This window comes from Kitasatospora sp. A2-31 (genome assembly GCF_022288725.1).
Taxonomy (GTDB): Bacteria; Actinomycetota; Actinomycetes; order Streptomycetales; family Streptomycetaceae; genus Kitasatospora.
Genome location: NZ_JAKNTA010000001.1, coordinates 904,412 through 929,759 on the forward strand (window position 1 = coordinate 904,412; position 25,348 = coordinate 929,759).

The 25,348-nt window shown below is 74.6% G+C and carries 22 protein-coding genes and 3 tRNA genes; 4 read left to right on the forward strand and 21 right to left on the reverse strand.

Going from position 1 to position 25,348, the window contains the following annotated elements; all coding sequences use genetic code 11:
* Positions 1–63: 63 nt before the first annotated feature.
* The 3 genes from MCM47_RS04240 to MCM47_RS04250 all read right to left on the reverse strand — a co-directional run bounded on the left by MCM47_RS04240 (position 64) and on the right by MCM47_RS04250 (position 3,479).
* The gene (locus MCM47_RS04240; protein ID WP_238741125.1) at positions 64–1,482 is read right to left on the reverse strand and encodes a hypothetical protein; all 1,419 of its coding nucleotides are present in this window, start codon (positions 1,480–1,482) and stop codon (positions 64–66) included.
* Between the two features lie 248 nt (positions 1,483–1,730).
* Positions 1,731–1,803: transfer RNA gene (locus tag MCM47_RS04245), tRNA-Ala, on the reverse strand.
* Between the two features lie 233 nt (positions 1,804–2,036).
* Positions 2,037–3,479, reverse strand: coding sequence for an MFS transporter (locus MCM47_RS04250; protein WP_238741127.1), 1,443 nt, complete (start codon positions 3,477–3,479; stop codon positions 2,037–2,039).
* 101 nt (positions 3,480–3,580) lie between these two features.
* Between MCM47_RS04250 and MCM47_RS04255 the strand changes: the two genes are divergently transcribed.
* Positions 3,581–4,642 carry a helix-turn-helix transcriptional regulator gene (locus tag MCM47_RS04255; protein ID WP_238741129.1) on the forward strand — a complete coding sequence of 354 codons (1,062 nt, stop codon included), beginning with the start codon at positions 3,581–3,583 and terminating at the stop codon, positions 4,640–4,642.
* A 79-nt stretch (positions 4,643–4,721) separates the two neighbouring features.
* Here the strand turns inward: MCM47_RS04255 and MCM47_RS04260 are convergent.
* The 8 genes from MCM47_RS04260 to MCM47_RS04295 all read right to left on the reverse strand — a co-directional run bounded on the left by MCM47_RS04260 (position 4,722) and on the right by MCM47_RS04295 (position 9,526).
* Positions 4,722–4,794: transfer RNA gene (locus MCM47_RS04260), tRNA-Ala, on the reverse strand.
* Positions 4,795–4,831: 37 nt separating this feature from the next.
* Positions 4,832–4,904 (reverse strand) — tRNA-Ala (locus tag MCM47_RS04265).
* A gap of 193 nt (positions 4,905–5,097) precedes the next feature.
* On the reverse strand, positions 5,098–5,748 hold the full coding sequence (locus tag MCM47_RS04270; RefSeq protein ID WP_238741522.1) for a histidine phosphatase family protein: 651 nt from the start codon (positions 5,746–5,748) through the stop codon (positions 5,098–5,100).
* A complete protein-coding gene (gene rsfS, locus MCM47_RS04275) occupies positions 5,745–6,215 on the reverse strand; it encodes a ribosome silencing factor (RefSeq protein ID WP_238741131.1) in 471 nt (156 codons plus the stop codon). Before rsfS ends, MCM47_RS04270 begins: the two co-directional genes overlap by 4 nt.
* 129 nt (positions 6,216–6,344) lie before the next feature.
* On the reverse strand, positions 6,345–8,225 hold the full coding sequence (locus MCM47_RS04280; protein WP_238741135.1) for an LCP family protein: 1,881 nt from the start codon (positions 8,223–8,225) through the stop codon (positions 6,345–6,347).
* Between the two features lie 19 nt (positions 8,226–8,244).
* Positions 8,245–8,877 carry a nicotinate-nucleotide adenylyltransferase gene (nadD, locus tag MCM47_RS04285; RefSeq protein ID WP_238741137.1) on the reverse strand — a complete coding sequence of 211 codons (633 nt, stop codon included), beginning with the start codon at positions 8,875–8,877 and terminating at the stop codon, positions 8,245–8,247.
* A gap of 178 nt (positions 8,878–9,055) precedes the next feature.
* Entirely contained in the window at positions 9,056–9,214 is a 159-nt protein-coding gene (locus MCM47_RS04290) for a hypothetical protein (protein ID WP_238741139.1), read from the reverse strand.
* A gap of 165 nt (positions 9,215–9,379) precedes the next feature.
* Positions 9,380–9,526 carry a hypothetical protein gene (locus MCM47_RS04295; protein WP_238741141.1) on the reverse strand — a complete coding sequence of 49 codons (147 nt, stop codon included), beginning with the start codon at positions 9,524–9,526 and terminating at the stop codon, positions 9,380–9,382.
* Positions 9,527–9,773: 247 nt separating this feature from the next.
* On the opposite strand from MCM47_RS04295, the gene MCM47_RS04300 reads away from it, so the two are divergent.
* Entirely contained in the window at positions 9,774–10,883 is a 1,110-nt protein-coding gene (locus tag MCM47_RS04300; protein WP_238741143.1) for a M48 family metallopeptidase, read from the forward strand.
* A gap of 163 nt (positions 10,884–11,046) precedes the next feature.
* On the opposite strand, the gene MCM47_RS04305 is transcribed toward MCM47_RS04300, so the two are convergent.
* The 5 genes from MCM47_RS04305 to proB form a co-directional block, all read right to left on the reverse strand.
* Entirely contained in the window at positions 11,047–12,105 is a 1,059-nt protein-coding gene (locus MCM47_RS04305) for a hypothetical protein (protein ID WP_238741145.1), read from the reverse strand.
* Between the two features lie 104 nt (positions 12,106–12,209).
* Complete coding sequence (locus tag MCM47_RS04310) at positions 12,210–12,803, reverse strand: hypothetical protein (protein ID WP_238741147.1); 594 nt, start codon at positions 12,801–12,803, stop codon at positions 12,210–12,212.
* Between the two features lie 90 nt (positions 12,804–12,893).
* A complete protein-coding gene (locus tag MCM47_RS04315) occupies positions 12,894–14,216 on the reverse strand; it encodes a glutamate-5-semialdehyde dehydrogenase (protein ID WP_238741149.1) in 1,323 nt (440 codons plus the stop codon).
* 91 nt (positions 14,217–14,307) lie between these two features.
* Entirely contained in the window at positions 14,308–14,835 is a 528-nt protein-coding gene (locus MCM47_RS04320) for a hypothetical protein (RefSeq protein ID WP_238741151.1), read from the reverse strand.
* A gap of 132 nt (positions 14,836–14,967) precedes the next feature.
* Positions 14,968–16,104, reverse strand: coding sequence for a glutamate 5-kinase (gene proB, locus MCM47_RS04325; protein ID WP_238741156.1), 1,137 nt, complete (start codon positions 16,102–16,104; stop codon positions 14,968–14,970).
* A gap of 304 nt (positions 16,105–16,408) precedes the next feature.
* Here proB and MCM47_RS04330 point away from each other — a divergent pair, with 304 nt between their 5' ends.
* The gene (locus MCM47_RS04330) at positions 16,409–17,245 is read left to right on the forward strand and encodes a hypothetical protein (protein ID WP_238741158.1); all 837 of its coding nucleotides are present in this window, start codon (positions 16,409–16,411) and stop codon (positions 17,243–17,245) included.
* Positions 17,246–17,342: 97 nt separating this feature from the next.
* Here MCM47_RS04330 and obgE read toward each other — a convergent pair whose 3' ends face one another.
* The 5 genes from obgE to MCM47_RS04355 form a co-directional block, all read right to left on the reverse strand.
* Positions 17,343–18,821, reverse strand: a complete 1,479-nt coding sequence (obgE, locus tag MCM47_RS04335; protein ID WP_238741160.1) for a GTPase ObgE — start codon at positions 18,819–18,821, stop codon at positions 17,343–17,345.
* Positions 18,822–18,922: 101 nt separating this feature from the next.
* Positions 18,923–19,180: a 50S ribosomal protein L27 gene (rpmA, locus tag MCM47_RS04340; protein WP_209416555.1), complete on the reverse strand. Its 258-nt coding sequence runs from the start codon at positions 19,178–19,180 to the stop codon at positions 18,923–18,925.
* Between the two features lie 12 nt (positions 19,181–19,192).
* Positions 19,193–19,510 carry a 50S ribosomal protein L21 gene (gene rplU, locus MCM47_RS04345; protein ID WP_045696828.1) on the reverse strand — a complete coding sequence of 106 codons (318 nt, stop codon included), beginning with the start codon at positions 19,508–19,510 and terminating at the stop codon, positions 19,193–19,195.
* A 221-nt stretch (positions 19,511–19,731) separates the two neighbouring features.
* Positions 19,732–23,328, reverse strand: a complete 3,597-nt coding sequence (locus MCM47_RS04350; RefSeq protein ID WP_238741161.1) for an Rne/Rng family ribonuclease — start codon at positions 23,326–23,328, stop codon at positions 19,732–19,734.
* Between the two features lie 395 nt (positions 23,329–23,723).
* Complete coding sequence (locus MCM47_RS04355) at positions 23,724–24,524, reverse strand: TIGR03936 family radical SAM-associated protein (RefSeq protein WP_238741163.1); 801 nt, start codon at positions 24,522–24,524, stop codon at positions 23,724–23,726.
* Positions 24,525–24,836: 312 nt separating this feature from the next.
* Here MCM47_RS04355 and MCM47_RS04360 point away from each other — a divergent pair.
* The coding region (locus MCM47_RS04360) for a transposase (protein ID WP_238741165.1) at positions 24,837–25,348 on the forward strand (512 nt) is incomplete at its 3' end.

Consider the following 25,348-nt stretch of genomic DNA (forward strand, 5'->3'; position numbering starts at 1 on the left):
GTCAGCGCGGCCGGCTAAGGAGCAGGCGCACGGTTCGCATGGGCTCAGGGTACCGCAAGGGTGTCAGGCCCCTCCCGGCAATACCGTCCGGGAGGCCGCGTCGAAGTCGCGCAGGGCACGGGCGACCCGCTCGGACTGCATGCCGGCGGCCAGCGCTCGCGCGCGGTCGGCGGTGGCCGCCGCCTCGCGGTCGCGGCCGGTGCGGCGCTGGGAGTCGGCGAGCCGGACCATCAGCAGCGCCCGCGCCCGGGCCCGCCCGGCCCCGAGGCCGGCCACCGCCTCGGCGAGCAGGGCCTGGGCGCGCCGGTGGTCGCCGAGGAAGAGGTAGCCCTCCCCCACCATCCCGGCGAGATCCGCCCGCACCTCCCCGCGGTCCCGGGCCGTGCCCGTGGCGTCGCCCCCGGCCGCGCCGGCCGCGCCGCGTTCGCCGCCTCCCACCCCGACGCCGCCCCCGGCAGGTCCGCCGGCCCCGGCGCCGCCCACCGGGCCAGCTGCCACGTCCAGCTCCGCGAACGCCCGCTCCGCCACCTCCCGCACCGCGTCCTTCTCACCGCGCCGCCCGTACGCGCGCGCGATCCGCCCGAGCTGCAGCGCCCGGTCGGCCGGGTCGAGGGCGTCCCCGGCCGCCTCCAGGGCGCCGGCCAGCGCGCTGACGGCCTCCAGCCCCCGCCCGCCGGCGCTCTGGGTGGCCAGCACCACCAGCCCGCCGACCACGCCGACCCCCAGCCGCCGGTCACCGCTGAGGTGGGCGGCCCGCAGGGCCGCGACGAAGGCCCGCTGCGCGGCCGCGTCGTGCCCGAGGTCGTACGCCGCCCAGCCGGCCAGCCGGGCGAACCGGCCGGCCGTGCCGTACAGCGCCCGGCCGAGCGGCTCGTCGTAGGCGCCGAGCTCCAGCAGCTTCGCGACGAGGGCGAGCTCGGCCCGGGCTGGTCCGAGCACCAGCCCGCCTCCGCAGGCCTGTTCCAGCCGCAGCTTGCTCCGGTGGGAGAGCCGGAGCTCCTCGACCAGGGCCGGGGCGATCCTCAGCGCGCCCTCTCCCCCGCCGACCGGGGGCGGCGGGGTGGCCAGCCGGCCGGCGGCCCGGTCGAGGTCGGCGCTGCGGAAGAGGTCGGTCAGACGGACCGGTCCGGCGTCGGTGGCCGCATCGCGCAGGGCGGTCTGGGCGGTGTCGGCCGTCCACGGATCGGTGAGCAGGTGCGGGGAGAGGATCTTGGCGCCCCGGTTGCCGCCCATCCGGCCCCAGAGCTGCTCGTAGGTGACGGCGATGCCGAGGGCGCGGCCGAGCACCTCGCAGACGGTCTGGTCGTGCGGGCTGCGCGGGACCATGCCGCGGTCGCGCCACTTGTAGGGGGCGGTGGAGCTGATCGCCAGGCCGGGCGGCAGGGTGTGGTTCACCTCGCGGGCGAGGCGCTCCGGGCTCCAGCCGAGCTGGTGCAGTATCCGGGCCAGCTCCTCGTTGCGTCTGCGCTCCAGGTCGGCCATGGGACGACGGTAGCGGTCCGCCGGGGCCGGCCGCCGGGGCCTGCCGGAAAACGGGTCGGGGCCCGGGACGTGGCCGCGGGCCCGACCGGGTCCCCACCGCCCACCGCCACCTGTCACCCGCCGGTCACCGGCGACCCGCGACCCGCGACCCGCGACCCGCGACCGGCGACCGGCGACCGCCCACCGCCGACTACCGGTCACAACGCCGAGGGCCGCCTCCCGAAGCGGGAGGCGGCCCTCGATTCCTGTGGAGCTACGGGGAATTGAACCCCGGACCTCTTGCATGCCATGCAAGCGCTCTACCAACTGAGCTACAGCCCCTTGACCTGCAGTGTCACCGGAGGTTTCCTGCGGTTTCCCTCGGCGACATCGACTACTTTACACGGTCGACGGGGTGCTCCACGAATCCGTATTCGGATGCCACTCGCCGGCCCTCCGGCAGCCCCCTCGACGGAGACCGGCCGGCGCCCGTGCCAGCCGCCCGCCGCCCCGAGCCGCACCGCGCGCGTGTGCCGCCGGGGCTCCCGGCGGCACACGCGCGGCCCGGCACTGCGCTACCCCCTCGCCGTCCGGCGGATCCGGCCAGCGGCGACCGCGGCCACCGCGACGGCAGCTGCGATCGCGGCCGTGGTCACCAGCAGCGCGTGCCCGGACTCCCCGGCGGGCGCCGGCAGGTCGACCCCGCCGAGGAACACCGAACCGAGCACCGCCACCCCGACCACCTGGCCGAGCTGGACGACCGTCACCATCACCCCGCTGGCGTCGGCCGCGTCGGCCGGGTCCACCTTGGCCAGTGCCCGGGCGAACAGCGGCGAGTACGCGCAGCCCGCGATCAGCCCGAGCACCGCCGTCACCGTCAGCGCCTGCGCGCCGATGTCCGCGCCGTCCCGCAGCAGCACGCCGAGCAGCAGGTAGCCGGGGGCGAGCAGGGCGGCGGCGATCACCGGCAGCACTCCGTGCAGCCGCGCGGGCAGCCGGTGCCAGTGCAGGCTGGAGAGACCGAAGCCGAGCGCGACCGGCGCCGAGCAGAGGCCGGCCCGCAGCGCCCCGTGGCCGAGGCCGGCCTGCTGGTGCAGGGCGAAGGCGAACAGGAAGCCCGCGAACGCGGCCATGATCATGAAGAGGGCGAGGGCCGCCGGGCGCAGGCTGGGCGCCCGCAGCACCCGGCCGGAGATCAGCGGCTGCCCGCCGCGCCGGGCGATCCGGCGCTCGACCTCCACGAACAGGGCGAACAGGGCCGCGCTGGCCGCCAGCATCGCCCAGCCCCAGGCCGGCCAGCCCAGTTCGTGGCCGAGCACGAGCGGCACCACCAGCAGGCCGAGGGCCGCGCCGAGCACCACCAGGCCGGGCACGTCGAAGCCGCGGTTCCGGTCGCCGGGCAGGTTCGGCAGCAGCCGGGCCCCGGCCGCCAGCAGGGCGAGCCCGATCGGCACGTTGACCAGGAACACCGGGCGCCAGCCGGTGCCGAACAGGTCGGCGCTGACCAGGACCCCGCCCAGCACCTGGCCGATCGCCATGCCCCCGGCGAGGACCGCCGAGTAGAGGCCGAGCGCCCTGGTCCGGGCGGCGCCGGTGAAGGTCCGCTGCAGCAGGCTCATCACCTGGGGCACCATCAGGGCCGAACCGGCCCCCTGGAGCAGCCGGAAGGCGATCAGCCAGCCGGTGGCGGGAGCGAGGCCGCAGGCCAGCGAGGCGGCGGTGAAGCCGGCCAGGCCGACCCGGAAGAGCCGGCTGTAGCCGTAGCGGGCGCCCAGCCGGGCGCCGGTGATGAGCAGCACCGCGTAGGCGATGGTGTAGCCGGCGATGACCAGCTGGAGGGCCGCGCCGGAGGCGTTCAGGTCGGTGCGGATGGTCGGCACCGCGACGTTGACGATGGAGACGTCCAGGATGGCCATGAACTGGCCGCAGAGGACGAGGGCGAGGAGCAGCCCGGGGCGTACCGCCCGGGCCTCGGTACTGCTGCCGACCGCGCTGGGCCGGGTCTGAAGATCCGTCATGGAGTCAGGTTCGCCCGCGGCGGGTACTGGTGGTTAGAGCCTGGTGATCCTGGTACTGGCAGCACCTGTTTCCGCACCGCGCTGTGCGGCAGGCTGGTGGCATGACCGTCCTGGACGACCTCACCGCCGCCGACGCCGAGCCGGGCCGCAGGGAGCAGAAGGAGCGCCGCCGGACCGAGCTGGCCAGGTTCCTGAAGGCCTGCCGGGCCCGGGTGGCCCCGGAGGACGTCGGTCTGCCGCCCGGGGTGCGCCGGCGCACGCCGGGGCTGCGCCGCGAGGAGGTGGCGCAGCTCGCCGGGGTCGGCGTCACCTGGTACACGTGGCTGGAGCAGGGGCGGCCGATCAACGCGAGCGAGCAGGTGCTGGCGGCGGTGGCCCGGGCGCTGCGGCTGGACGGCACCGAGCGGGAGCACCTGTTCCGGCTCGCCGGGCTGTCCCCGGACTTCTCGGAGCCGGACCCGCCGGTGCTGGACCCGTCCACCCAGGTGATCCTGGACGCGCTGGCGCCGCTGCCCGCGGCGGTCTCCAACACCCGGTTCGACGTGCTGATGTACAACCGGCCGTACGAGTCGCTGTTCGGTGCCGCCCGGATCACGACGGCCAACGGGCGGTTCAACAGCATCTGGTGCACGGTGCTCGCGCCGCCCTGCTGCAACCCGTTCGTGAACCGCGCGGAGGCACTGCCGCGGATGGTGGCGGTGCTGCGGTCCGCGTACGGCAAGCACGTCGGCGAGCCGGCCTGGGAGGAGCACGTCCAGCGGCTGTCGGCGCGCAGCGAGCTGTTCCGGGAGCTGTGGGAGCGCCAGGAGGTGGCGCCGCCGGAGGTGTGGCTGCGGGTGTTCAGGCATCCGAAGGTCGGGGTGCTGCGGCTGAACGCCTCGTACCTGACGATGCCCGGGGTGCCGGAGACCTACGTGGTGGTCTACCTCCCGGAGGGGCCGCAGGACCAGGAACGGATCGAGCGGCTCGCCGCGCTGCCGCCCGGCGGCTGGCTGGACCCCTGCCACGAGTGCGGCTACCCGGACCGCCACGGCCCCCGCTCGGGCGAGGCCGGCGAGACCACTGAGGTCGGCGAGGCCGCTGAGGCCGGCGAGGCCACCGGGGGAAGCGAGGCACCCGGGGCCGGCGAGGTCGCTCGGGCCGGCGGGGCCGGCAGGTCCTGAGCCCCCGGCCCGCCCCGGGCGAGCGGGGCGGGAACGCCGAAGGCCGTCACCCGACGGGTGACGGCCTTCGTACGGTCTGTGGAGCTACGGGGAATTGAACCCCGGACCTCTTGCATGCCATGCAAGCGCTCTACCAACTGAGCTACAGCCCCGCGACACGCACGGTCCTCGCGGACCGCAGGTGCGGAGTGGAGCTACGGGGAATTGAACCCCGGACCTCTTGCATGCCATGCAAGCGCTCTACCAACTGAGCTACAGCCCCGCACTCACCGGATCTCCCGCTTCCCTTCCGGGCCGCGTTCCCTCCGTGCGAACGAGGAAGACTCTAGCCGGTCAGGCCCGGAACTGCGAAATCCGCCCCCGCGGACCCCCTCGGGGGCCTTGCCCGACCGCCCGGTGCGGGTGCCTTCGGCGGCCCGCCCGGGTGCCGCCGACCGCTCCCCCCGGGCGCCGTCTCAGGTGTCGTCGCCGATCACCGGCTGCGGCAGGGTGCCGGCGTTGTGCTCCAGCAGTCGCCAGCCGCGCGCGCCCCGGCCGAGCACGGACCAGCAGCAGTTCGACAGGCCTCCGAAGCACTCCCAGAGCGGCGGCTCCAGGCCGAGCAGCCGCCCGAGCATGGTGCGGATGGTGCCGCCGTGGCTGACCACGACCAGGGTGCCGTGCTCCGGCAGCTTGGCGGCCGCCTCCAGCACCACGGGCACGGCGCGGTCGGCCACCTCGGTGGCGAGCTCGCCGCCACCGCCGCGCCGGACCGGCTCGCCCTGCGACCAGGCCGCGTACTCCTCGGGGAAGCGCTCGCGGATCTCGGCGTTGGTCAGCCCCTGCCAGGAGCCCGCATAGGTCTCGCGCAGCCCCTCGTGGTGCTGCACGTCCAGGCCGGTGACGGCGGCCAGCTCCTCGGCGGTGCGCCGGGCGCGCTTCAGGTCGGACGAGATCAGCAGGTCGGGCCGCAGGCCCGAGAGCAGCCGGGCCGCCCGCTGGGCCTGCAGGACGCCCTGGCCGGTGAGCTCGATGTCCGTGGTGCCCTGGAACCGCGATTCGAGGTTCCAGGAGGTCTGACCGTGCCGCCAGAAGACGATGCGCGGGCCCCGCGCCTCCCGGCTCAGCTGTAGTCCTCGGCGCCGAAGTCGTCCGCCGGGGCGGCCTCGGCCGGCGAGACGGCGTTGCCGTCCGCGTCGGTGAGCGCGTCGGGGCGGTTGCGCGAGGCCAGCGCGTCGGCCGGCAGCGGCAGCTCGGGGCAGTCCTTCCAGAGCCGGTCGAGCGAGTAGAAGGAGCGCTCCTCGGAGTGCTGGACGTGCACCACGATGTCCAGGTAGTCGAGCAGGATCCAACGGCCTTCGCGCTCGCCCTCGCGGCGCACCGGCTTGACGTCCAGCTGCTCGCGCAGCTTGTCCTCGATCTCCTCGGCGATCGACTTGACCTGGCGGTCGTTGTTCGCGGAGGCGATCAGGAAGGCGTCGGTGATCGACAGCACCTCGCTGACGTCGAACGCGATGATGTTGTGCGCCAGCTTGTCGGCCGCCGCCTGGGCGGCGACGGTGATGAGTTCCTGGCTGTGCTCGGTGGCGGTCACGGTGTACTTCCGGCTCGGCGGCTTGGGGGCGCGCCCGGCGCACGGCCGGGCATCGCCTTCCAGGATCTCACGCCGCCCGGGCGGCCCCGGAACCGATTTCCGGGACCGCCCGCCGCGCCGGGCACGGGCCTACTGCGACTTCGGCGGCTGGTAGTCCTTGCCGAGGACGACCACCAGGTCGGCGTTCTGCGCGTCGGTGACCTTCTTCACCGCCGTCTCGGGCAGGTTCAGGCTGGTGGCCAGCGACTTCGCCGCGGCCTGCCGGGCGTCGTCGGTGTAGCGGATCTCACTGGCGGCCTGCGGGGCGCTCTTGGCCCCGCCCGGGACGAAGGTCAGGCCCGCGTTGACCACCTGGACCTGCGCGGCGGCGGCCGCCTGGTCGTTGCCGGTGGCGTCCTGGATCGATACCCGGGCCGGCGCGTCGGTGGTGCTGGCGGACTTCACGGTGCCGCCCAGGACGTCCTTGACCTGCTTGCCGGCGGTGGCCTCGTCCAGCGTGCCGTCCGGCTTGACGGTCAGCGCGGTGGTCCCGAGGTGGCCGTCCTTGCCCTGCTGGGCGAGCTGCGCCAGCACCCCGGCCAGCGCGTCCTCGGGCAGCGACGGGTCGAGCACCGCGTTCATCCGGTGCACGTCGTCCTTGGCGTCCTTGAAGTCGGTCGGCATGGTGCGCAGCACCGCGTCCATCACCTGGCCGAACCTGGCCAGCTGGGCGTCCCGGCTCTCGCCCTGGCCCTGCAGGGTGGCGTAGGCGACCGCGGCCTTCCCGCCGAGCAGGGTGTTCTTGCCCGCGGCGGAGAGCAGCTTGCCGTCCGGCTTGCCGCCCTCGTGGGTCTCGGCGTTGGTGTCCACCCGGACGCCGCCGAGCTGGGCGACCAGCAGTTCCAGGTAGGGGGTGTCCAGCCGCCAGGTGCCGGCCACCGGGGCGCCGAGGACGGTGGCCAGGCCGTCGCGGGTGGAGGACGGGCCGATGGCGTCCATCGCCTGGCCGACGGTGGTCACCGGCGGGTCGCCGGGACCGGGCAGCCGCAGGGTGTCGGGCAGCAGCAGCACGGTGCCCTTCTTCCCGGCGGCGTCGTTGACCAGGAGCGCGCTGGAGACCTTGCCCTGCAGGTCGCGCAGGTGCACCACGTTGACCTGGCGCGGGCCGGCCGCGGTCGCCGCGGTCTGCTTGTCGCCGGTGAACCAGAGGTAGCCGCCGGCACCGGCCGCCGCGAGGGCGGCCACCACGCCGACGCCGATCAGCCGGTTGCGCAGCTTGCGGCGGCGTTCGGCGCGCACCTCGCTGCGGGACTCGGCGAACTTCAGCCAGTCGATGACGTCCTCGGTCTCCTCCGCCTCCTCGTCGACGAAGGTGAACTGGCCGGTGGCGTAGGAGGCCTTGGGGTCCTTGGCCTTGGCGGCGCGGCTGCCGCCGACCTGCTCGGACGGCGGTTCGGGCCGGGTCGGCGCGGTGGCGGCGGCAGCAGTGGCGGCGGCCGGCCGGGGCGTGCGGGGGCGCGGCGGCGCCGGGGCGGCGGGCTCCGGTGCGGGCTCGGGGTCGGCGACCGCCGGCTGCGGCGCGGTCGCGTACTGCTGCGCCTGCTGCCGGTAAGGGTCGTAGGTCTGCTGGTACGGCTGCTCCTGGTAGCCGTAGCCGCCCTGCTGCTGGTACCCGTGCTGGACCGGCTGCCCCTGCTGGACCGGCTGCCCGTACTGGTCGTACTGCTCGTAGGACTGCTGGTCGTACGACTGGTAGCCCTGCTGCTGGTACGGCTGCTCCTGGTAGCCGTAGCCGCCCTGCTGCTGGTACCCGTGCTGGACCGGCTGCCCCTGCTGGGCCGGCTGCCCGTACTGGTCGTACTGCTCGTAGGGCTGCTGGTCGTAGGACTGCTGGTCGTACGACTGCTGCTCGTAGGGCTGCTGGTCGTAGCCGCCCTGCTGCGGACGGCCCGGGTACGGCTGCCGGTGCTGCTGGTACTGCCCGGTGGACCAGTCGTCGGGCTGCTGTCCGCCGCCCCTGCGGTCACTCATGCGCACGCCCCTCCGGGACTCAGGTCCGGTCCGGCGCGTAGAGCGCCCGCTTGTCGATGTAGCGGACCACGCCGTCCGGGACGAGGTACCAGACCGGCTCGCCCTTGGCGACCCGGTCGCGGCAGTCCGTGGAGGAGATGGCCAGCGCGGGGACCTCCACCAGGGAGACCCCGCCCACCGGAAGCCCGGCGTCCGAAAGAGTGTGCCCCGGCCGGGTGCAGCCGATGAAGTGGGCGAGCGAGAAAAGCTCGTCGGAGTCCCGCCAGGAGAGGATCTGGGCGAGCGCGTCGGCGCCGGTGATGAAGAAGAGGTCGGCGTCCGGGTGCAGCGCGCGCAGGTCGCGCAGGGTGTCGACGGTGTACGTCGGCCCCTCGCGGTCGATGTCGATCCGGCTGACCGAGAACTGCGGGTTCTCCGCGGTGGCGATGACCGTCATCAGGTAGCGGTCCTCGGCCGGGGTGACGTGGCGGTCGGTCTTCTGCCACGGCTGTCCGGTCGGCACGAAGATCACCTCGTCCAGGTGGAACGCGCTCGCCACCTCACTGGCGGCGACCAGGTGTCCGTGGTGGATCGGGTCGAAGGTGCCGCCCATCACGCCGAGGCGCCGCTTCACCGGTGCCGGTCCGCCGGGATTCCCGGTCTGTTCTCCCATGTCGCCACACCATACGCGACGCCCGTTGCGGTGCGGGAACGGCCGGGTGACGGCCCCGGAGTCCCGGCCGGGGGCCGGCCGCGGGCCGGGTCGGAACCGGCGGACGCGGCCCGCAGATGCGTGAGGGAGCGGCCGGCGCGGTCGCCGGACGCTCCCCGAGCCGTCCCCGGAGGCGGGCTCAGCGGTCCCGGTTGAAGCGGGTGGTCACGTAGAGCAGCAGCAGCAGGATGAACAGCGCGCCACCACCGGTCAGGTAGGGGTTGAGGCTGTCGTGGTTGCCCCCCTCGCCCTCGGAGGCGAGCAGGTTCAGGACGGGAAGTGCGGCGGCAGTGCTCATGGTCGGCGGGACCTTCTCGGCTCGGATGACGGACCAGGGGGTGTGCAGGCCGGTGAGGGCCCACCCGTCATCGTACGGGGGGTTACACGGCAACCGCTCGGCGGCCCACCGCGTCTGATCCGGCGTGAGCGGGGCCCGGCCGGAGCCGGGCCGGGAGGGGGCCGCTCAGCTCTTGCGGCCGGCCCGCAGCAGGATCCAGGCGAGCAGACCGACGCCCACGAACGAGGCCACCACGATGATCCGCAGGAACAGGCCCGGGCCGCCCTCCTCGGAGATCGGTCCGGCCAGGCTGACAAGGGCGTCGGTGGACATCTGCGGGCTCCTCGGACGTACGCGTACCGCGGCCAGGCTGGTCCCGGCTCTCCAGGGCATTCAGGGTAAACCGCCCTCACACCGCCGCCGCCCACGGCCCCCTCCGGCCCCGTCCGGGTGCCGTGGAGGAGCCCGTCCGGGGACGAGTACGCAACCGCGGACGTTGGACTGACAGTCGTTGCAGGCGAAGACCAGCGGGGGCCGGCCACCGGCCGGGGCCGCCGTCGACCAGGAGGGTACCCACACCATGACCGACATCACCGCGAAGGCCCCGAGCCGGCGCCGCCAGCGCTTCCCGGAGATCTCCACCCGGGCCTGGGAGCACCCGGCGGACCGTTCCGCCCTGGTCGCGCTGCGGAAGCTGACCGGCTTCGACGACGTGCTCAAGAAGCTCGCCGGGCTCGTCTCCGAGCGCGCGATCCGGCTGATGTTCCTGGCCACCGCCGTCAAGACGTCCGAGCGGCAGTTCCCCGAGCTCCACGAAATGGTGCGCGACGCGGCCTACGTACTGGACCTCGACAAGGTGCCGGACCTCTACGTCAGCCAGGACCCGACGGTCAACGCGTACTGCATCGGCATCGACTCCCCGATCATCGTGGTCACCAGCGGGCTCGTCGAGCTCCTGGACGAGGAGGAGCTGCGCTCGGTCATCGGCCACGAGGTCGGCCACGCGATGTCCGGCCACGCGGTCTACCGGACGATGCTGCTGATCCTCACCAACATCGCCGCCCGGATCGCCTGGGTGCCGCTGGGCAACATCGCGATCATGGCGATCGTCACGGCGCTCAACGAGTGGTTCCGCAAGGCCGAGCTCTCCAGCGACCGCGCGGGACTGCTCGCCGGCCAGGACCTCCAGGCCTCCATGCGGGCCCTGATGAAGCTGGCCGGCGGCCACAACACGGCCGAGATGAACGTGGACGCCTTCCTGGAGCAGGCCGAGGAGTACGAGAAGGCCGGCGACCTCCGCGACGGCGTGCTCAAGCTGCTGCAGGTGCTGCCGCAGAGCCACCCGTTCGCGGTGGTGCGGGTCGCCAAGCTGAAGAAGTGGGCGGAGAGCGACGAGTACCGCTCGATCCTGGCCGGCGCCTACCCGCGCCGCACCGACGACCCGGACGCCTCGGTCGGCGAGCAGTGGAAGGCCGCCGCCGAGCACTACAGCAACTCGGTGAAGGAGAGCAAGGACCCGCTGATGGGCCTGATCCGCGACATGGCCGGCGGCGCGGCCAACGTCGGCGGCAAGCTCCGTGACACCTTCGCCAACGCCGCCCGCGGCAACGGCGGCGGCAGCAGCAAGGGCACCGGCGACGCCGACGTTCCCGGCCCCCGCGACGGCCGGGACGACCGCGACCGGGACTGACCCCGGCTCGTCCCGACGGCCCCCGGCCCACCCGCCGGGGGCCGTCGGCGTCTCCCGGCCGGCGGCTGCGGCCCCTGCCGGCTCCCGGACCCGCGGCCCCGGGCACCGGGACGTCGGCCCGCCGGCACCCGGACGCCAACCCGCCGGGCCGGACGCCGGGAGGTCAGCCCGCCAGCACGCCGCAGACCTGCCAGGCCGGGTGGGCGTGGTTGCCGGGGTCCACGGCCGTCGGCGACGGCGGCTGGGTGCCGTCCGGACCGGCCAGCACCGGCTGCAGGTACGCGGCCATCGAGCCGGCGCAGTTGGCCGGACCGGCCTGCAGCACCGAGTCCACCAGCCGCAGCTGGGCGGCGGCCAGGTCGATCCGGTCGAACTGGAAGGTCAGCTGGCGCCGCACGGTCTCCAGGGTCACCGGCGCACCGCTCGGCGCACCGGCCTGCTTCAGCGCATAGACGAAGGTGTGGTCGGTGGTGATCTGCAGCGTGCCGCTGTCCGCCTCGTCGATCCGCATCGCGCCGGCCACCTTCACGGTGTCGGCCGCCAGCGCGACCTGCGCCGGGTCGAAACGGACCACCCAGCCGGTGGCCGCGTTGTGGCGGTCGTCCACCGGGTGGGCCACGCTCGCGTCGAAGTGCGCCTGCTCGCCGGGGGTGACGAAGGCCCGCACCTCCGCGGTGGCCCCCTGGGTCAGCGCCGCCGGCGTCAGCGAGGAGGCGACCAGGTAGCGCTGGACGGTGTCGAGCGCCTTGGTGACCTCGACCCGGCTGAAGTGCTGGGTGGCGGCCCCCGCGGGCGTGCCCAGGCCGATCGCGCCGTCGCTGTAGCCGGCGGGCAGCGAGGCGAACGGAGCGGCCGGGTCGGCGACCGGGCGGACCACCGAAGCCGGGCTCAACGCCACCAGGCTGACGGTCAGTTGACTGCCCTCCGGCCGCGCCGACTGTCGGTTCGGCGAGCTGACGCCGAAGTACACGGCGGCCGCGAAGGCCAGGAGGATCAGCAGCAGCAGCGCGAGCGCCTGCCGCGGCACGCTGCCCAGCGGGCCGAGCCGCACCCGCGGCCGAGTGGCCCGGCCGAACGGGCCGGCCAGCCGCTCCCGGGCGGACAGCTCCTGGATCCGGGCAGCCCGGACGAACGATTCGTCGAAGACGACGGACCGGTACTCGTCCTCGTTTCCCGAACCACCCTCGGGCGCACCCTCCGGAGGCTCGCGCGGGTCACCCATGACACCAGGGTAAGGCGCGCCCGGCCCCGCCACGAGGGTGCTCGCGCACTTTCCCCGGGCGCCCGACGACCGTCCCGCGGCCCCGGGCGCGCCGCCCCGGCAGGTCAGCCCGCCGGCGCCGTGACGACCAGCGAGGGCTCGGCCGGCGGCGGTGCGGGGTCGAGCCCCGCGCTGCTGCTGCCGGACTCGGGCCGCCGCGGCGTACCGCCGCCCGACCCGCCCACGCCCTGGTAGACCGCCGCGACCGCCACCGCGACCAGGCTCACGCCCATGATCACGGCGAGCACCCAGGCCACCGGGCGGTGCCAGCGCTGCTGGGCGACGTAGCGCCCGCGCCGGGCCCTCGCCGGGTCGAAGCCGCCGCCCCGGCCCCACCTGCGGCTCCGGCGCCCGGCCGCCCGGCCGGGGCCCGACCACGGATCGGGGTAGAGGTGGTCGTCGTCCAGCCCGCCCGGGTAAGGCCGCAGCTCCAGCGGCAGCCCGTCACCGGCCGGGACGTCATAGCCCCAGCCCGCCCCCGCCGTGTCCGGCTCGAACCTGGCCTCGGCGGCGGCGAGCTGCCGCTCCTTGGCCGTCGGCTCGTGCACGGCGGCGGAGCGGACGAAGGCCTCATCGAAGACCACGGTGGCGAACTCGTCGTCCGCACCACCGTGGTCGGCGCCGTCGGGGTACGGCAAGCCCCCCACATCCTCAGCCACGGGATTCAGCGTATTACCGGGCGGGCGATTTGTCTGTGGCTCCTCGCAGTTGGTCCGTCACACGTGTGACGGACCGCTCTGCGGCCGGGCTCAGCAGGCGTCGCCCGCCCCGCCCACGGTCTGCGCCGCCTCGCCCCGGACATGGCCGTCACCAGTGACGATGTACTTGGTGCTGGTCAGCTCCGGCAGGCCCATCGGGCCGCGGGCGTGCAGCTTCTGGGTCGAGATCCCGATCTCGGCACCGAAGCCGAACTCACCTCCGTCGGTGAACCGGGTCGAGGCGTTGACGGCCACCGTGGTCGAGTCGACCAGCTGGGTGAAGCGGCGGGCGGCCGCCTGCGAGGGGGTCACGATCGCCTCGGTGTGACCGGAGGACCAGCGGCGGATGTGCGCGACGGCGGCCTCCAGGGAGGGCACCACGGCGGCCGCCAGGTCGTACGAGAGGTACTCGGCCTCCCAGTCCTCCTCGGTGGCCGGCACCACGGTGGCCGGCGACCCCTCGGCGGCCTTGAGCACCGCCTCGTCGCCGTGCACCGTGACCCCGGCCTCGGCCAGGGCGGCGAGCGCGAGCGGCAGGAAGGCGTCCGCGACGTCCTGGTGCACCAGCAGGGTCTCGGCCGAGTTGCAGACGCTGACCCGCTGGGCCTTGGAGTTCAGCAGGATGCCGACGGCCATCGCCAGGTCGGTCTGCGCGTCCACGTAGACGTGGCAGTTGCCGGTGCCGGTCTCGATCACCGGGACCGTCGAGCCCTCCACCACGGTACGGATCAGCGAAGCGCCGCCGCGCGGGATCAGCACGTCGACCAGGCCGCGGGCGCGCATCAGCTCCCGAACGGAGTCACGGCTCTCGCCCGGGACGAGCTGGACGGCGTCGGCCGGCAGTCCGGCCGAGACCACGGCGTCGCGCAGGACGGCCACCAGCGCGGTGTTGGAACGGTAGGCGGAGGCCGAGCCGCGCAGCAGCACGGCGTTGCCGGACTTCAGGCAGAGCGCGGCGGCGTCCACGGTGACGTTGGGGCGGGCCTCGTAGATGATGCCGACCACGCCGAGCGGGACGCGGACCTGCCGCACGTCCAGGCCGTTGGGCAGGGTGTAGCCGCGGAGCACCTCGCCGACCGGGTCGGGCAGGCCGGCCACCTTGCGGACGTCCGCGGCGATCGCGGCGATCCGGTCGTCGTCGAGGGTCAGCCGGTCGATCACCGACTCCGCGGTGCCGGCCTCGCGGGCGCGTGCGACGTCCTCGGCGTTGGCTGCGGTGATCTCGGCGCTGCGGGCCACCAGGGCGTCCGCGATCGCCGCCAGCGCGTCGTCCTTCGCCCGGCGCGGGAGCGGGGCGAGCGCGGCGGCGGCCTCCCGGGCTCGGCGCGCTACGGCGAGGACGGGGCTGTCGGCGGTGGCGAGGTCGCTGGTCATGCGCCAAGGGTAGCGACTGCGCCCCCACCCTCCGACCGCCATTTCGCCCGGTGAGACACCCCGGCCGGCCGCCGAGCCGAGGCGCCGAGGATCAGTACGGGTGCACGCCGCCGAGCTGTGGGGGCGGGTCGCCGAAGCCCTCGGCGACCCGCTTGTGGTACGTCGCCCGGTCCACCACCTCCAGGCCGACGATCTCCCACGGAGGCAGCTTCGCCGTCGCCTTGTGCTCGCCCCAGAGCCGCAGCGCGATCGCCGCCGCGTCGTGCAGGTCACGGGCCTGCTCCCAGTAGCGGATCTCGGCGTGGTCGGCCGCGTAGCGCGCGGTCAGGAAGAACGAGTGGTCGTGGGCCAACCGCTCCAGCCCGGCCCGCAGCTCGGTGAGCGGGGTGACCGGCCCGGAGACGCTGAGCACCACGTGCCAGAGCCGGGCCTGCTCGGGGGCGGCGGGCGGCTCGCCCTCGCCCCGCCGGTCCGGCCGGGCCCCGCGCACCGCGGTCGGCCCGTGCGGCGGCGGACCGGCCGGACCGGCCGGATCCTCGCTCGCGCGCCCGCCGTCGATGCTGGTCAGCCGTCGACCCGCCGTTCCTCCGGTCAGCGCTGCTTCGCGCCTGCGTTCCACCGGCGGCCTCCTGTTCGGCGATGTCGTGTCGTCGTACCCGCCGGCCCCGGCCGGAGCGTACGGCTGCGCCCCTCCTCGCCCGTGGCCGGGCCTCCACCCCGTGCGGAGCCGTCCGTGGCGCCCTCGGGCCGGTCAGCCGCGCAGGACGACGAGGTCGTCGCGGTGGACGACCTCCCGCTCGTAGGCTGCGCCGAACTCCTGGGCCAGGTCGCGGGTGGACCGGCCGAGCAGGCGGGGCAACTCCCTCGCATCAAAGTTGACCAGTCCGCGCGCCACGATGTGGCCGTTTTCGGCAAGAAGGTCCACCGGATCACCCGCGGCGAACTCGCCGTCGACCTTGGTGACCCCGGCCGGCAGCAGCGAGGCGCCCCCGGAGACCACCGCGGCGACCGCGCCCTCGTCCAGGTGCAGGGCGCCGCGCGGGCTGCTCGCGTGGGCCAGCCAGAGCAGCCGGTCGGACGAGCGGCTGCCGGTGCGCCGGAACAGCGTGCCGGTGGGCCGGCCCGCCAGCGCGTCGGCGGCGTGGCTGGCCGCGGTGAGCACCACCGGAATGCCCGCACCGGTGGCGATCCGGGCCGCCTCGACCTTGGTGACCATGCCGCCGGTGCCGACCCCGGCCTTCCCGGCGCTGCCGATCTCGATGCCGTCCAGGTCGTGCGGGCCGGCCACCTCGGCGATCCGGCTGGTGCCGGGCCGGCTCGGGTCGCCGTCGTAGAGGCCGTCGACGTCGGAGAGCAGCACCAGCAGGTCGGCCCGGACCAGGTGGGCCACCAGCGCGGCCAGCCGGTCGTTGTCACCGAACTTGATTTCAGCGGTGGCGACGGTGTCGTTCTCGTTGACGATCGGCATCGCGCCCATCGCCAGCAGCTGGTCCAGCGTCCGGTACGCGTTGCGGTAGTGGGCGCGGCGGCTGGCGTCCTCGGCGGTCAGCAGCACCTGGCCGACCCGGATGCCGTACCGGGCGAAGGAGGCCGTGTAGCGGGCGACCAGCAGGCCCTGGCCGACGCTGGCCGCGGCCTGCTGGCGGGCGAGGTCCTTGGGGCGCTTCTCCAGGCCGAGCGGGGCGAGGCCGGCCGCGATGGCGCCGGAGGAGACCAGCACCACCTCCGGGGCGTCCGGGCGGCTGCGCACCTTGGCGAGCGCGTCGACCAGGGCGTCGACCCGGTCGGCGTCGAGGCCGCCGGCCGCCGTGGTGAGTGACGAGGAGCCGACCTTGACGACGATCCGGCGCGCGGTCAGCACCTCCTCCCGCAGTGAGTCGTCGCTCATCTCGCTGTTCGCCCTTCCGGTGTGGTGCGGGTGCGGCGGGCGCGTGCCCCGCCGTCCCCCCGCAATCTACGCGATCGGGGCAGCGCGCCCGCAGCGCGTTTCACCGGCTGGACCCGGGCCGGTCACGGCTCCGCCACAGCGCGGCCGGCAATCCGGGCGACTGGTATGGTCCCTGACCGCAAGCCAGATCGGGGGACGGCTTCTTGCCCGCTGTACCCATGTCTCCAACCATCTTGGACGGGCAGCACCGCACGGGCAGGCCGGAAACGGTTTCGCGGGCGCGTGCCCAGGAGTAAGCGCACAGATGCGTTCGAACACCATGAAGCTCACGGTCGCCGCGCTGGCGACCGCCACCGCCTTCTCGCTCGCCGCCTGCGGCCCGGACAACGCGGACGCCGCGGCCGGGGCCGGCGCGGGCGCCGGGGCGGCCGCGACCACGCCGGCGGGCGGTGCCGCCGGTGCGGGTGCCGCCGCGGCCGGCGGTACCGCCACCTCGCCCGCCGGCGGCGCTGCCGCGGGTGCGGCGGCGGGTGCCGCGGCGGGTGCGGGTGCCTCCGCCGGTGCGGGCGCTGCGGCCGGCGCCGCGGCCGGCGCCGCGGCGGGTGCCGGTGCCTCCGCCGGTGCGGGCGCTGCGGCCGGCGCGGGTGCTGCGGCCGGCGCCGCCGGGGGCGCGGGCGCCCCGCCGAAGGCCGCCACCGCGGTCAAGGTCGGCCAGAAGGCGACGGTCGACTTCACCGACAAGCAGAGCCAGAAGAGCGCCAAGCTGGAGGTCACCGTCACCGGCTGGGAGACCGGGTCGGTCGAGGACCTCAAGGCCGCCAAGATCAGCACCACGGGTCTGGACGGCCGCACCATCGTGTACCTCAGCTACACGATGAAGAACCTGAGCGACACCACGCTCTCCTTCACCGCCCCGGACTCGAAGTTCGTCGCCTACGACCAGAACGGCAAGAACGGCATCTTCGTCATCAACGCCGCCACCCCGCTGCCCAAGTGCACCGGCGCGAAGTTCCAGGGCTTCGCGAAGGGCTCCGAGGTGAAGGGGTGCCAGATCGTCTCGCTGCCGGGCAACGCCGTCAGCGCGGTCGGCTACACCGACCTGAACGACCCGCTCAAGCTCCAGGCCTCCTGGAGCAAGTGACACCGCGACACCACGCGGACGGCCCCCGCCACCTCAGGGTGGCGGGGGCCGTCTCCGTCGGGCCCGGCAGTCCGTCGGGTTCGACGGACCGTCAGGGTCAGTAGTCCTCGTCGTCGCCCTCGATGGCCGCCTGGCGGCCGCTGGAGAGCGCCTCGAAGGCGAGGAACTCGGCCTCGGCCGCGTCCCGGCCCTTCTGCTTCTCGCGCCGGCGGTCCACCGCCGGGCGCGGGCTCTCGAAGCGGTGGTCCTCGCCACGGCGGCCGAGCATCTCGGCACCGGCGGCCATGGTCGGCTCCCAGTCGAAGACGACCGCGTTCTCGTCCGGCCCGATGATGACGGTGTCGCCCTCGTGGGCGCCGATCTTCCAGAGCTGGTCCTCGACGCCGAGGCGGGCCAGCCGGTCGGCGAGGTAGCCGACGGCCTCGTCGTTGGAGAAGTCGGTCTGGCGGACCCAGCGCTCCGGCTTGCTGCCGCGGATGCGGTAGGCGCCGTCCTCCTCGGTGATGGTGAAGCCCGCGTCGTCCACGGCCTTGGGCCGCAGCACGATCCGGGTGGACTCCTCGACCGGCTTGGCGGCCCGGGCCTCGGCGACGATCTGCGCCATCGCGAAGCTCAGCTCGCGCAGGCCCTTGCGGGAGGCCGCCGACACCTCGAAGACGCGGTAGCCGCGCTCCTCCAGCGAGGCGCGGGTGAGGTCGGCGATGTCCTGGCCGTCCGGCACGTCGACCTTGTTGAGCGCGACCAGGCGCGGACGGTCCTCCAGACCGCCGTACTCGGCCAGCTCGGCCTCGATGGTCTCCAGGTCACTGAGCGGGTCGCGGCCCGGCTCCAGGGTCGCGCAGTCCAGCACGTGCACCAGCACCGAGCAGCGCTCGACGTGCCGCAGGAACTCCAGGCCGAGGCCCCGGCCCTGGCTGGCGCCCGGGATCAGGCCGGGCACGTCCGCGATGGTGTAGACGGTGTCGCCCGCGGTCACCACGCCGAGGTTGGGGATCAGGGTGGTGAACGGGTAGTCCGCGATCTTCGGCTTGGCGGCGGAGAGCACCGAGATCAGCGAGGACTTGCCGGCGCTCGGGTAGCCCACCAGGGCCACGTCGGCGACGGACTTGAGCTCCATCACGATGTCGCGGGCCTCGCCGGGCTCGCCGAGCAGGGCGAAGCCGGGCGCCTTGCGGCGGGCCGAGGCCAGCGCGGCGTTGCCGAGGCCCCCGCGGCCGCCGGCGGCGGCGACGAAGCTGGTGCCGTGGCCGACCAGGTCGGCCAGGACGTTGCCCTGCTTGTCCATCACCACGGTGCCGTCCGGTACGGCGAGCACGAGGTCCTGGCCGTCGGCGCCGGTGCGGTGACCGCCCGCGCCCGGCTTGCCGTTGGTGGCCTTGCGCTTGGGCGAGTGGTGGTACTCGAGCAGGGTGGTGACCTGGGCGTCCACGGTGAGGATGACACTGCCGCCCTCGCCGCCGTTGCCGCCGTCCGGCCCGCCCAGCGGCTTGAACTTCTCACGGTGCACGGAGGCGCAGCCGTGGCCCCCGTTACCCGCGGCGACGTACAGCTCGACGCGGTCCACGAAGGTGGTCATGGGGAGTGCCTCCAGTGCGAAGTCAATGGGTCTGCCTGCGGTAAAGCCGAAGGGTGGACCGGAACATTCCGGCCCACCCTTCATTGTGAGTCTTGTCGGACTCAGGCCTCGGTGGCCACGATGTTGACGACCTTGCGGCCGCGGCGGGTGCCGAACTGCACGGCACCGGCGGTCAGCGCGAACAGGGTGTCGTCGCCACCGCGGCCGACACCGGCACCCGGGTGGAAGTGGGTGCCACGCTGGCGGACGAGGATCTCGCCGGCGGAGACGACCTGGCCGCCGAAGCGCTTCACGCCGAGGCGCTGGGCGTTCGAGTCACGGCCGTTGCGGGTAGAGCTTGCGCCCTTCTTGTGTGCCATCTCGCTATCCCCTTACTTGCTGACGGAGTCGATGCTCGTGATCCGCACAGCGGTGTGCTGCTGGCGGTGACCCTGGCGGCGACGGTAACCGGTCTTGTTCTTGTAGCGCAGGATGACGATCTTGTCGCCCTTGGTCTGGTCGACCACCTCGGCGTGAGCCTTCACGCCGGCCAGCACCCACGGGTCGGAGGTGACAGCGTCACCGTCGACGACCAGGATGGTGGACAGCTCCACCGAGTCACCCGGCTTGGCCTCGATACGGTCGATCTCCAGCACGTCGCCGACGGCGACCTTGTGCTGGCGGCCGCCTGCGCGAACGATCGCGTACATGCGGTACCCCATTTCTAACTCGGTCGGAGCTCCAGATGCCAGCCGCCTGGGTACGGACACAGGGGCCTCTCCCGGGCTCGGTTAGGGGCCCGGAAGGTGAAAGTGCTCGGGAGCATGGCGTAGACACGCCGAGGGTCAAGAATACGGACCGGCCGCCACGGGGGCAAACCGGACCGTACGGCCCCGGGGGCGGGCGATCGCCCGCCCCCGGGACACGGGCACTACTCGGCTGCCGGTTCACCCTCGGCGGCCGCGGCCTTCTTGGCCGCCGCGCTGGTCCGCTTGGTCGCGGTCTTGCGGGCGGTGGTCTTCTTCGCGGCCGCCGCCGTGGTCTTCTTGGCGGCCGTCTTCTTGGCGGCGGTCTTGCGCGCGGCCCGCTTCTTCGGCGCCGGCGCCTCCTCGGCGGGTGCCTCGGCAGCGGCGTCGGCCGGGGCCTCGGCGGTCTCCGCAGCGTCCTCGGCCGGGGCCTCGGCGGCCGGCTCGGCGACGACCGCCTCGACGGCCTCCACCGGCGCCTCGACCGGAGCCTCGGCGACGACCTCCGCCGGCGCCTCGACCGGAGCCTCGGCCGGCGTGGCGGCCGGAGCCTCGGCGGCGGCGAAGGCCGCCTCCAGGGCCGCGTCCGCGCGGGCCTGCAGCACCACGATCTCCGCCTCGGCCGGCGCGCCGGCCGGAGCCGTCGCCTTGCGCACCGCCCGGCGGCGGGTGCGGCCGGCGGGCGCCGCGGCGGCGGCCGGGATCTCGACCAGGCTGGGCTGGGCGGGGACCTCGCCGATCGGCTCGGCGACCTCGGCGACCTCGACCTCGGGCTCGACCTCGGCAGCCGGCAGCGCCTCGACCGGCTCCACGACCTCGGCGGACTCGAGCTCCGCCGGGGCCTCGACGACCGCCTCGGCGGCCTCGATCGCCTCGACGACCGCCTCGGCGACGGCCTGCGGCTCCTCGGGGGCCGCACCGCCCTTGCCCCGGCGCCGGCGCTTGCCGCCGCCCGAGCCCGCCTCGCCGGCCGCGGCGGCCTGGCTGGCCGTCGCGTGGACGTGGGCGCTCGGCTGCTCCATGTGGACGATCACGCCGCGCCCGTTGCAGTGCACGCAGGGCTCGGAGAACGACTCCAGCAGGCCCTGGCCGACCCGCTTGCGGGTCATCTGCACCAGGCCCAGCGAGGTGACCTCGGCCACCTGGTGCTTGGTCCGGTCACGGCCCAGGCACTCCAGCAGGCGGCGCAGCACCAGGTCCCGGTTGGACTCCAGCACCATGTCGATGAAGTCGATCACGATGATGCCGCCGAGGTCGCGCAGCCGGAGCTGGCGCACGATCTCCTCGGCCGCCTCGATGTTGTTCCGGGTGACCGTCTCCTCCAGGTTGCCGCCCTGGCCGACGAACTTCCCGGTGTTGACGTCGATGACGACCATCGCCTCGGTGCGGTCGATCACCAGCGAACCGCCGCTGGGCAGCCAGACCTTGCGGTCCAGCGCCTTCATCAGCTGCTCGTCGATCCGGTAGGTGGCGAACACGTCCACCTCGGAGGTCCACCGCTGGAGCCGCTCGGCGAGGTCCGGGGCCACGTTGGACACGTAGTCGTGGATGGTGTTCCACGCCTCGGTGCCGGAGACGATGACCTTGGTGAAGTCCTCGTTGAAGATGTCGCGGACGACCCGGACGGTCATGTCCGGCTCGCCGTACAGCAGCGCCGGGGCGTTGCCGCTGGCGGCCTTCTTCTGGATGTCCTCCCACTGCTGCTGCAGGCGCTGGACGTCGCGGGTCAGCTCCTCCTCGGAGGCGCCCTCGGCGGCGGTGCGCACGATGACGCCCGCGTCGTCCGGGACGATCTTCTTGAGGATCTGCTTCAGCCGGGCGCGCTCGTTCTCGGGCAGCTTGCGCGAGATGCCGGTCATCGAGCCCTCGGGCACGTAGACCAGGTAGCGGCCGGGCAGCGAGATCTGGCTGGTCAGGCGGGCGCCCTTGTGGCCGATCGGGTCCTTGGAGACCTGCACCAGCACGGACTGGCCGGACTTCAGCACCGACTCGATCCGGCGCGGGCCGCCGTGGCCGCCCAGCGCACCGAAGTTGACCTCACCGGCGTAGAGCACGGCGTTGCGGCCCTTGCCGATGTCGACGAAGGCGGCCTCCATCGACGGCAGCACGTTCTGGACCTTGCCCAGGTAGACGTTGCCGACGTACGAGGTGGCCTGCTCCTTGTTGACGTAGTGCTCGACCAGCACGCCGTCCTCCAGCACGCCGATCTGGGTGCGCTGGCCGTTCTGGCGCACCACCATGACGCGCTCGACCGACTCGCGGCGGGCCAGGAACTCGGCCTCGGTGATGATCGGCACCCGACGGCGGCCGAGCTCGCGGCCCTCGCGGCGGCGCTGCTTCTTCGCCTCCAGACGGGTCGAGCCCTTGATCGACTGCACCTCGTCCGGGTCGAACGACGGCTCGGTGGAGCGGCGGCGCGGCTCGCGCACCTTCACGACCGTACGGACGCCGTCCTCGGTGGTCTCGGCGGTCTCGACCGCGCCGGCCTCACCGCTGCGGCGGCGACGGCGGCGACGGCGGCGGGACGAGGCCAGGCCGGCGGACAGCTCGTCGTCGTCCTCGTCGCCCTCCTCCTCGTCGACGACCGCGGCCGGCTCCTCGGCGGGCTGCTCGGTCTCGGCGGTCTCGGCCTCGAACTCCTCGGCCTCGCCGCGGCGGCGGCGACGGCCGCCCCGGCGGCGACGGCGGGACGGACGGCCGTCCTCCTCCCACTCGCCCTCGGTCTCCGGGCCGGCGGCGGCGGGCGCCTCGACGGCGGCCGGGGCCTCGGCGGCGGGCGCCTCCGCCGGCTCCTCGACGACGGGCTTGCGGCGGGCCGGTGCCTGCACCCGCACCTGGGTGCGGGTACGGCGGCGGCGGCCGACACCGCTGTACTCGTACTCGTCGTCCTCCCCGGGCTGGACGGCGGGCGCGGCGGCCTCGGTCGGAGCGGCCGCAGCGGCGGCGGCCGGCTGCGCGGCGGGCGGGGCGACGTAGGGGGCCGGCTCCTGGAAGACGGGAGCCTGGAAGATCGCGGTGGACGGGCGGACCGCGCGGCGGCGCACCCGTTGCGGCGGCTCGGCCTCGGCGGCGGGTGCCGGGGCGGGCGCGGCGGCCTCGGCCTCGGCGGCCTCCTCCTCGACGGCGGGCTCCTCGGCCGGCGTCTCGGCGGCGGGCTCCTCGACCGGCGCCTCCGCGACGGCCGGGGTCTCCTCGACCACCCGGCGGCGGCGGGTACGGCGGGCCGGCGCAGCCGGCGCCTCCTCGGCGGCAGGAGCGGCCGGGGTCTCGGCCGGCGTCTCGACGGGCGTCTCGACGGGCGCGGCCTCGGCGGCGGGTGCCCCGGCGGGGGCCTCGGCGCGCTTGCGGGTGCGGCGGGCCCGGACCGGCTTCTCGGCCACCGGCTCGGCGGCCACCGGTTCGGCGGGCGCGGCCTCGGCGGCCTGCGCCTCGGCGGCCTGCGGGGCCTCCGGCGCGGTGACGACGATCGAGGTGGCCTCCGGTGCCCCGGCGGGGGCCTCGGCACGCTTGCGGGTGCGGCGGGCCCGGACCGGCTTCTCGGCCACCGGCTCGGCGGCCGGGGCCTCGGCGGGCGCAGCCTCGGCGGCCTCGGCCACCGGCGCCTCGGCCGGGATCACCGTCTCGGCGGCCTCCGCGGCCGCACCCTGCGGGGTGCCCGCCGGGCGGGACACCGCACGGCGACGGCGGCGCGGCGGCGCGGCGGACGCGCCCTCGCCACCGGTGGCGGTGGAATCGTTCTGTTCCGGCGCCGCAGACTGCTGCGGATCGGTGTTATCGAGCATGCGGGTGGATCTCCCGTCAGGCCCCCGGGCTCCGCATCCGGGCACGGCGCGGCACCGGTGGCCGGCCGGCATCGCGACGATGCTCGGGCCGGACCCTTTCACGGTGCCGCCGTGCGGACGCGAGGCCGCACAGGGGCTCGTAGTCTCGCTCGGCGCCCCGCGCTCGGCGGGGTGTCGAAAGTCTTCTGGTCTGACCAGTCTTCTGAGGTTTTCCCAAGCTGCGCCGTCCCCCAACCCCGGGTGGCTCCCGGACGGGGTCCTCGGGCCCACCGACCATCGGGGTCGGCGGGCCGCAAGAGGCCGGCCTGTGCTTCGACGACGCTCGCTCCCCTGGGGAGCCGCGGGGGCCTGGAGGACCAGCGTGCCCAGTGGTTACCGGGCCCGGCCTCCGCCCGCTAGGCGGACGCGGTTGCGCGCGGCTCGGCGGCCGCCACAGGGCCGGCCGGGGCCGCGGCGCGGTCGAGCGCCAGCGGGTCGGTCACCGTGCCGGTCCCCTCGTCGAGCGGCCCCTGCGCCAGCCTGGTCACCTCTGCGGGGACCGGCGGCGCCAGGTCGGCCGTCGCACGGAGACCGGACAATACGTCGTCGGGTCGTACGGCGGGTGTGGCGTGTCGTACTACCAGGCGCAGTATCGCACAGGGACGGGCCGTCCGAACATCGCGGCCCCTTTCGCCCACCGTGTCCGCACCGGCGTCGACCTGCGACGGGAGGATCTCCAGCGCCGCCACGGCGCCGCGCGCGTCGAAGACCCGGACGCCGTTCTTGGTCAGGCGTTCGACCTCCACCCGCTCCTCGGCGAGGAAGAGGGCGGCCGCACGGGCGGCCTCCTCCGGAGTGACACCGTCCAGCCGGACCTGCCACTCGGAGGCCTCCAAGCGCTCCACGAAGTTCGGCGTCCGGACCTCGACCGCGTCGATGACGTCCAGCCCGTTCGGCAGCGACGCGTCCAGCTGCGCACGCAGCTGCTCCGGGTCGCGGACGTCGGCGAGGCCGATCTCCAGGTACTCCGCCTCGCTCGCCACCCCGGTCGGAGCGGCGTTGGCGTACGACACCTTCGGGTGCGGGGTGAAGCCGGCCGAGTAGGCCATCGGCACCGCCGACCGGCGCAGGGCGCGCTCGAAGGCGCGCTGGAAATCGCGGTGGCTGGTGAAGCGGAGCCGGCCGCGCTTGGTGTAGCGGAGACGGATCCGCTGCACCGTCGGCGCGGGCGGCGGACCGTCGGGCGTACGGCGTGCCAGGGTCGCTCAGTCCTTAGTCAGTTGTCCCCGTCCGGCGCGGCGGTCGTGCGCCACTGTCCGGACTCTGTCACCTCAAAGGGTACGCGCCCGCACGCCCGGCTCGCTCCGCCCCTGGTCGGGCCCCCTGCCGCCCGGGCCGGGGGCCTGACACGCCGATGCCCCCGCCGGAGCACTCCGACGCTGTTGGTTAATCCGGGGGCTGCGTGACGTCGGCCTGTCCGACCCCGTTGGGGTTGGGCAGGCCGACGTTGCGTTTTGGGAGGGACTGGGGTGTCGCTGCGAGGGGTGGGGCTGGGCGAGGTGCCGGAGGAGACCGCTCGGCTGGCGCGGGCGGTGTTCCCGAAGGGGTGCCTGGCGATGCGGCTGCGGGACGACCTCCAGGTGGTGATCGCGGACGCGGACTTCGCGGGGCTGTACGCGGTCCGGGGCCGCCCTGCGGTATCGCCGGCCCGGCTGGCGGTGGTGTCCGTGTTGCAGTTCACCGAGGGGCTGACGGACCGGCAGGCCGCCCATGCGGTGCGCTCGCGCCTGGACTGGAAGTACGCGCTGGGGCTGGAACTGGCGGACACCGGGTTCGACTTCTCGGTCCTGAGCGAGTTCCGTGCCCGGCTGGCCGCGTCGGACACGGGTCAGCGGGTGTTCGACGCGCTGCTGGACGCGGCCCAGCGGGCTGGGCTGCTCAAGAGCGGAGGGCGTCAGCGCACCGACTCCACGCATGTCCTCGCGGTCACCCGGGACCTGAGCCGGCTGGAGTTCGTGGTCGAGACGCTGCGGACGGCGTT

Coding starts and splice junctions, on each gene's coding strand:
- MCM47_RS04240 (WP_238741125.1), bottom strand. CDS start 1,482: ATGGCCGACCTGGAGCGCAGACGCAACGAGGAGCTGGCCCGGATACTG.
- MCM47_RS04250 (WP_238741127.1), bottom strand. CDS start 3,479: ATGACGGATCTTCAGACCCGGCCCAGCGCGGTCGGCAGCAGTACCGAG.
- MCM47_RS04255 (WP_238741129.1), top strand. CDS start 3,581: ATGACCGTCCTGGACGACCTCACCGCCGCCGACGCCGAGCCGGGCCGC.
- MCM47_RS04280 (WP_238741135.1), bottom strand. CDS start 8,225: ATGAGTGACCGCAGGGGCGGCGGACAGCAGCCCGACGACTGGTCCACC.
- nadD (WP_238741137.1), bottom strand. CDS start 8,877: ATGGGAGAACAGACCGGGAATCCCGGCGGACCGGCACCGGTGAAGCGG.
- MCM47_RS04290 (WP_238741139.1), bottom strand. CDS start 9,214: ATGAGCACTGCCGCCGCACTTCCCGTCCTGAACCTGCTCGCCTCCGAG.
- MCM47_RS04295 (WP_238741141.1), bottom strand. CDS start 9,526: ATGTCCACCGACGCCCTTGTCAGCCTGGCCGGACCGATCTCCGAGGAG.
- MCM47_RS04300 (WP_238741143.1), top strand. CDS start 9,774: ATGACCGACATCACCGCGAAGGCCCCGAGCCGGCGCCGCCAGCGCTTC.
- MCM47_RS04305 (WP_238741145.1), bottom strand. CDS start 12,105: ATGGGTGACCCGCGCGAGCCTCCGGAGGGTGCGCCCGAGGGTGGTTCG.
- MCM47_RS04315 (WP_238741149.1), bottom strand. CDS start 14,216: ATGACCAGCGACCTCGCCACCGCCGACAGCCCCGTCCTCGCCGTAGCG.
- proB (WP_238741156.1), bottom strand. CDS start 16,104: ATGAGCGACGACTCACTGCGGGAGGAGGTGCTGACCGCGCGCCGGATC.
- MCM47_RS04330 (WP_238741158.1), top strand. CDS start 16,409: ATGCGTTCGAACACCATGAAGCTCACGGTCGCCGCGCTGGCGACCGCC.
- obgE (WP_238741160.1), bottom strand. CDS start 18,821: ATGACCACCTTCGTGGACCGCGTCGAGCTGTACGTCGCCGCGGGTAAC.
- rpmA (WP_209416555.1), bottom strand. CDS start 19,180: ATGGCACACAAGAAGGGCGCAAGCTCTACCCGCAACGGCCGTGACTCG.
- rplU (WP_045696828.1), bottom strand. CDS start 19,510: ATGTACGCGATCGTTCGCGCAGGCGGCCGCCAGCACAAGGTCGCCGTC.
- MCM47_RS04350 (WP_238741161.1), bottom strand. CDS start 23,328: ATGCTCGATAACACCGATCCGCAGCAGTCTGCGGCGCCGGAACAGAAC.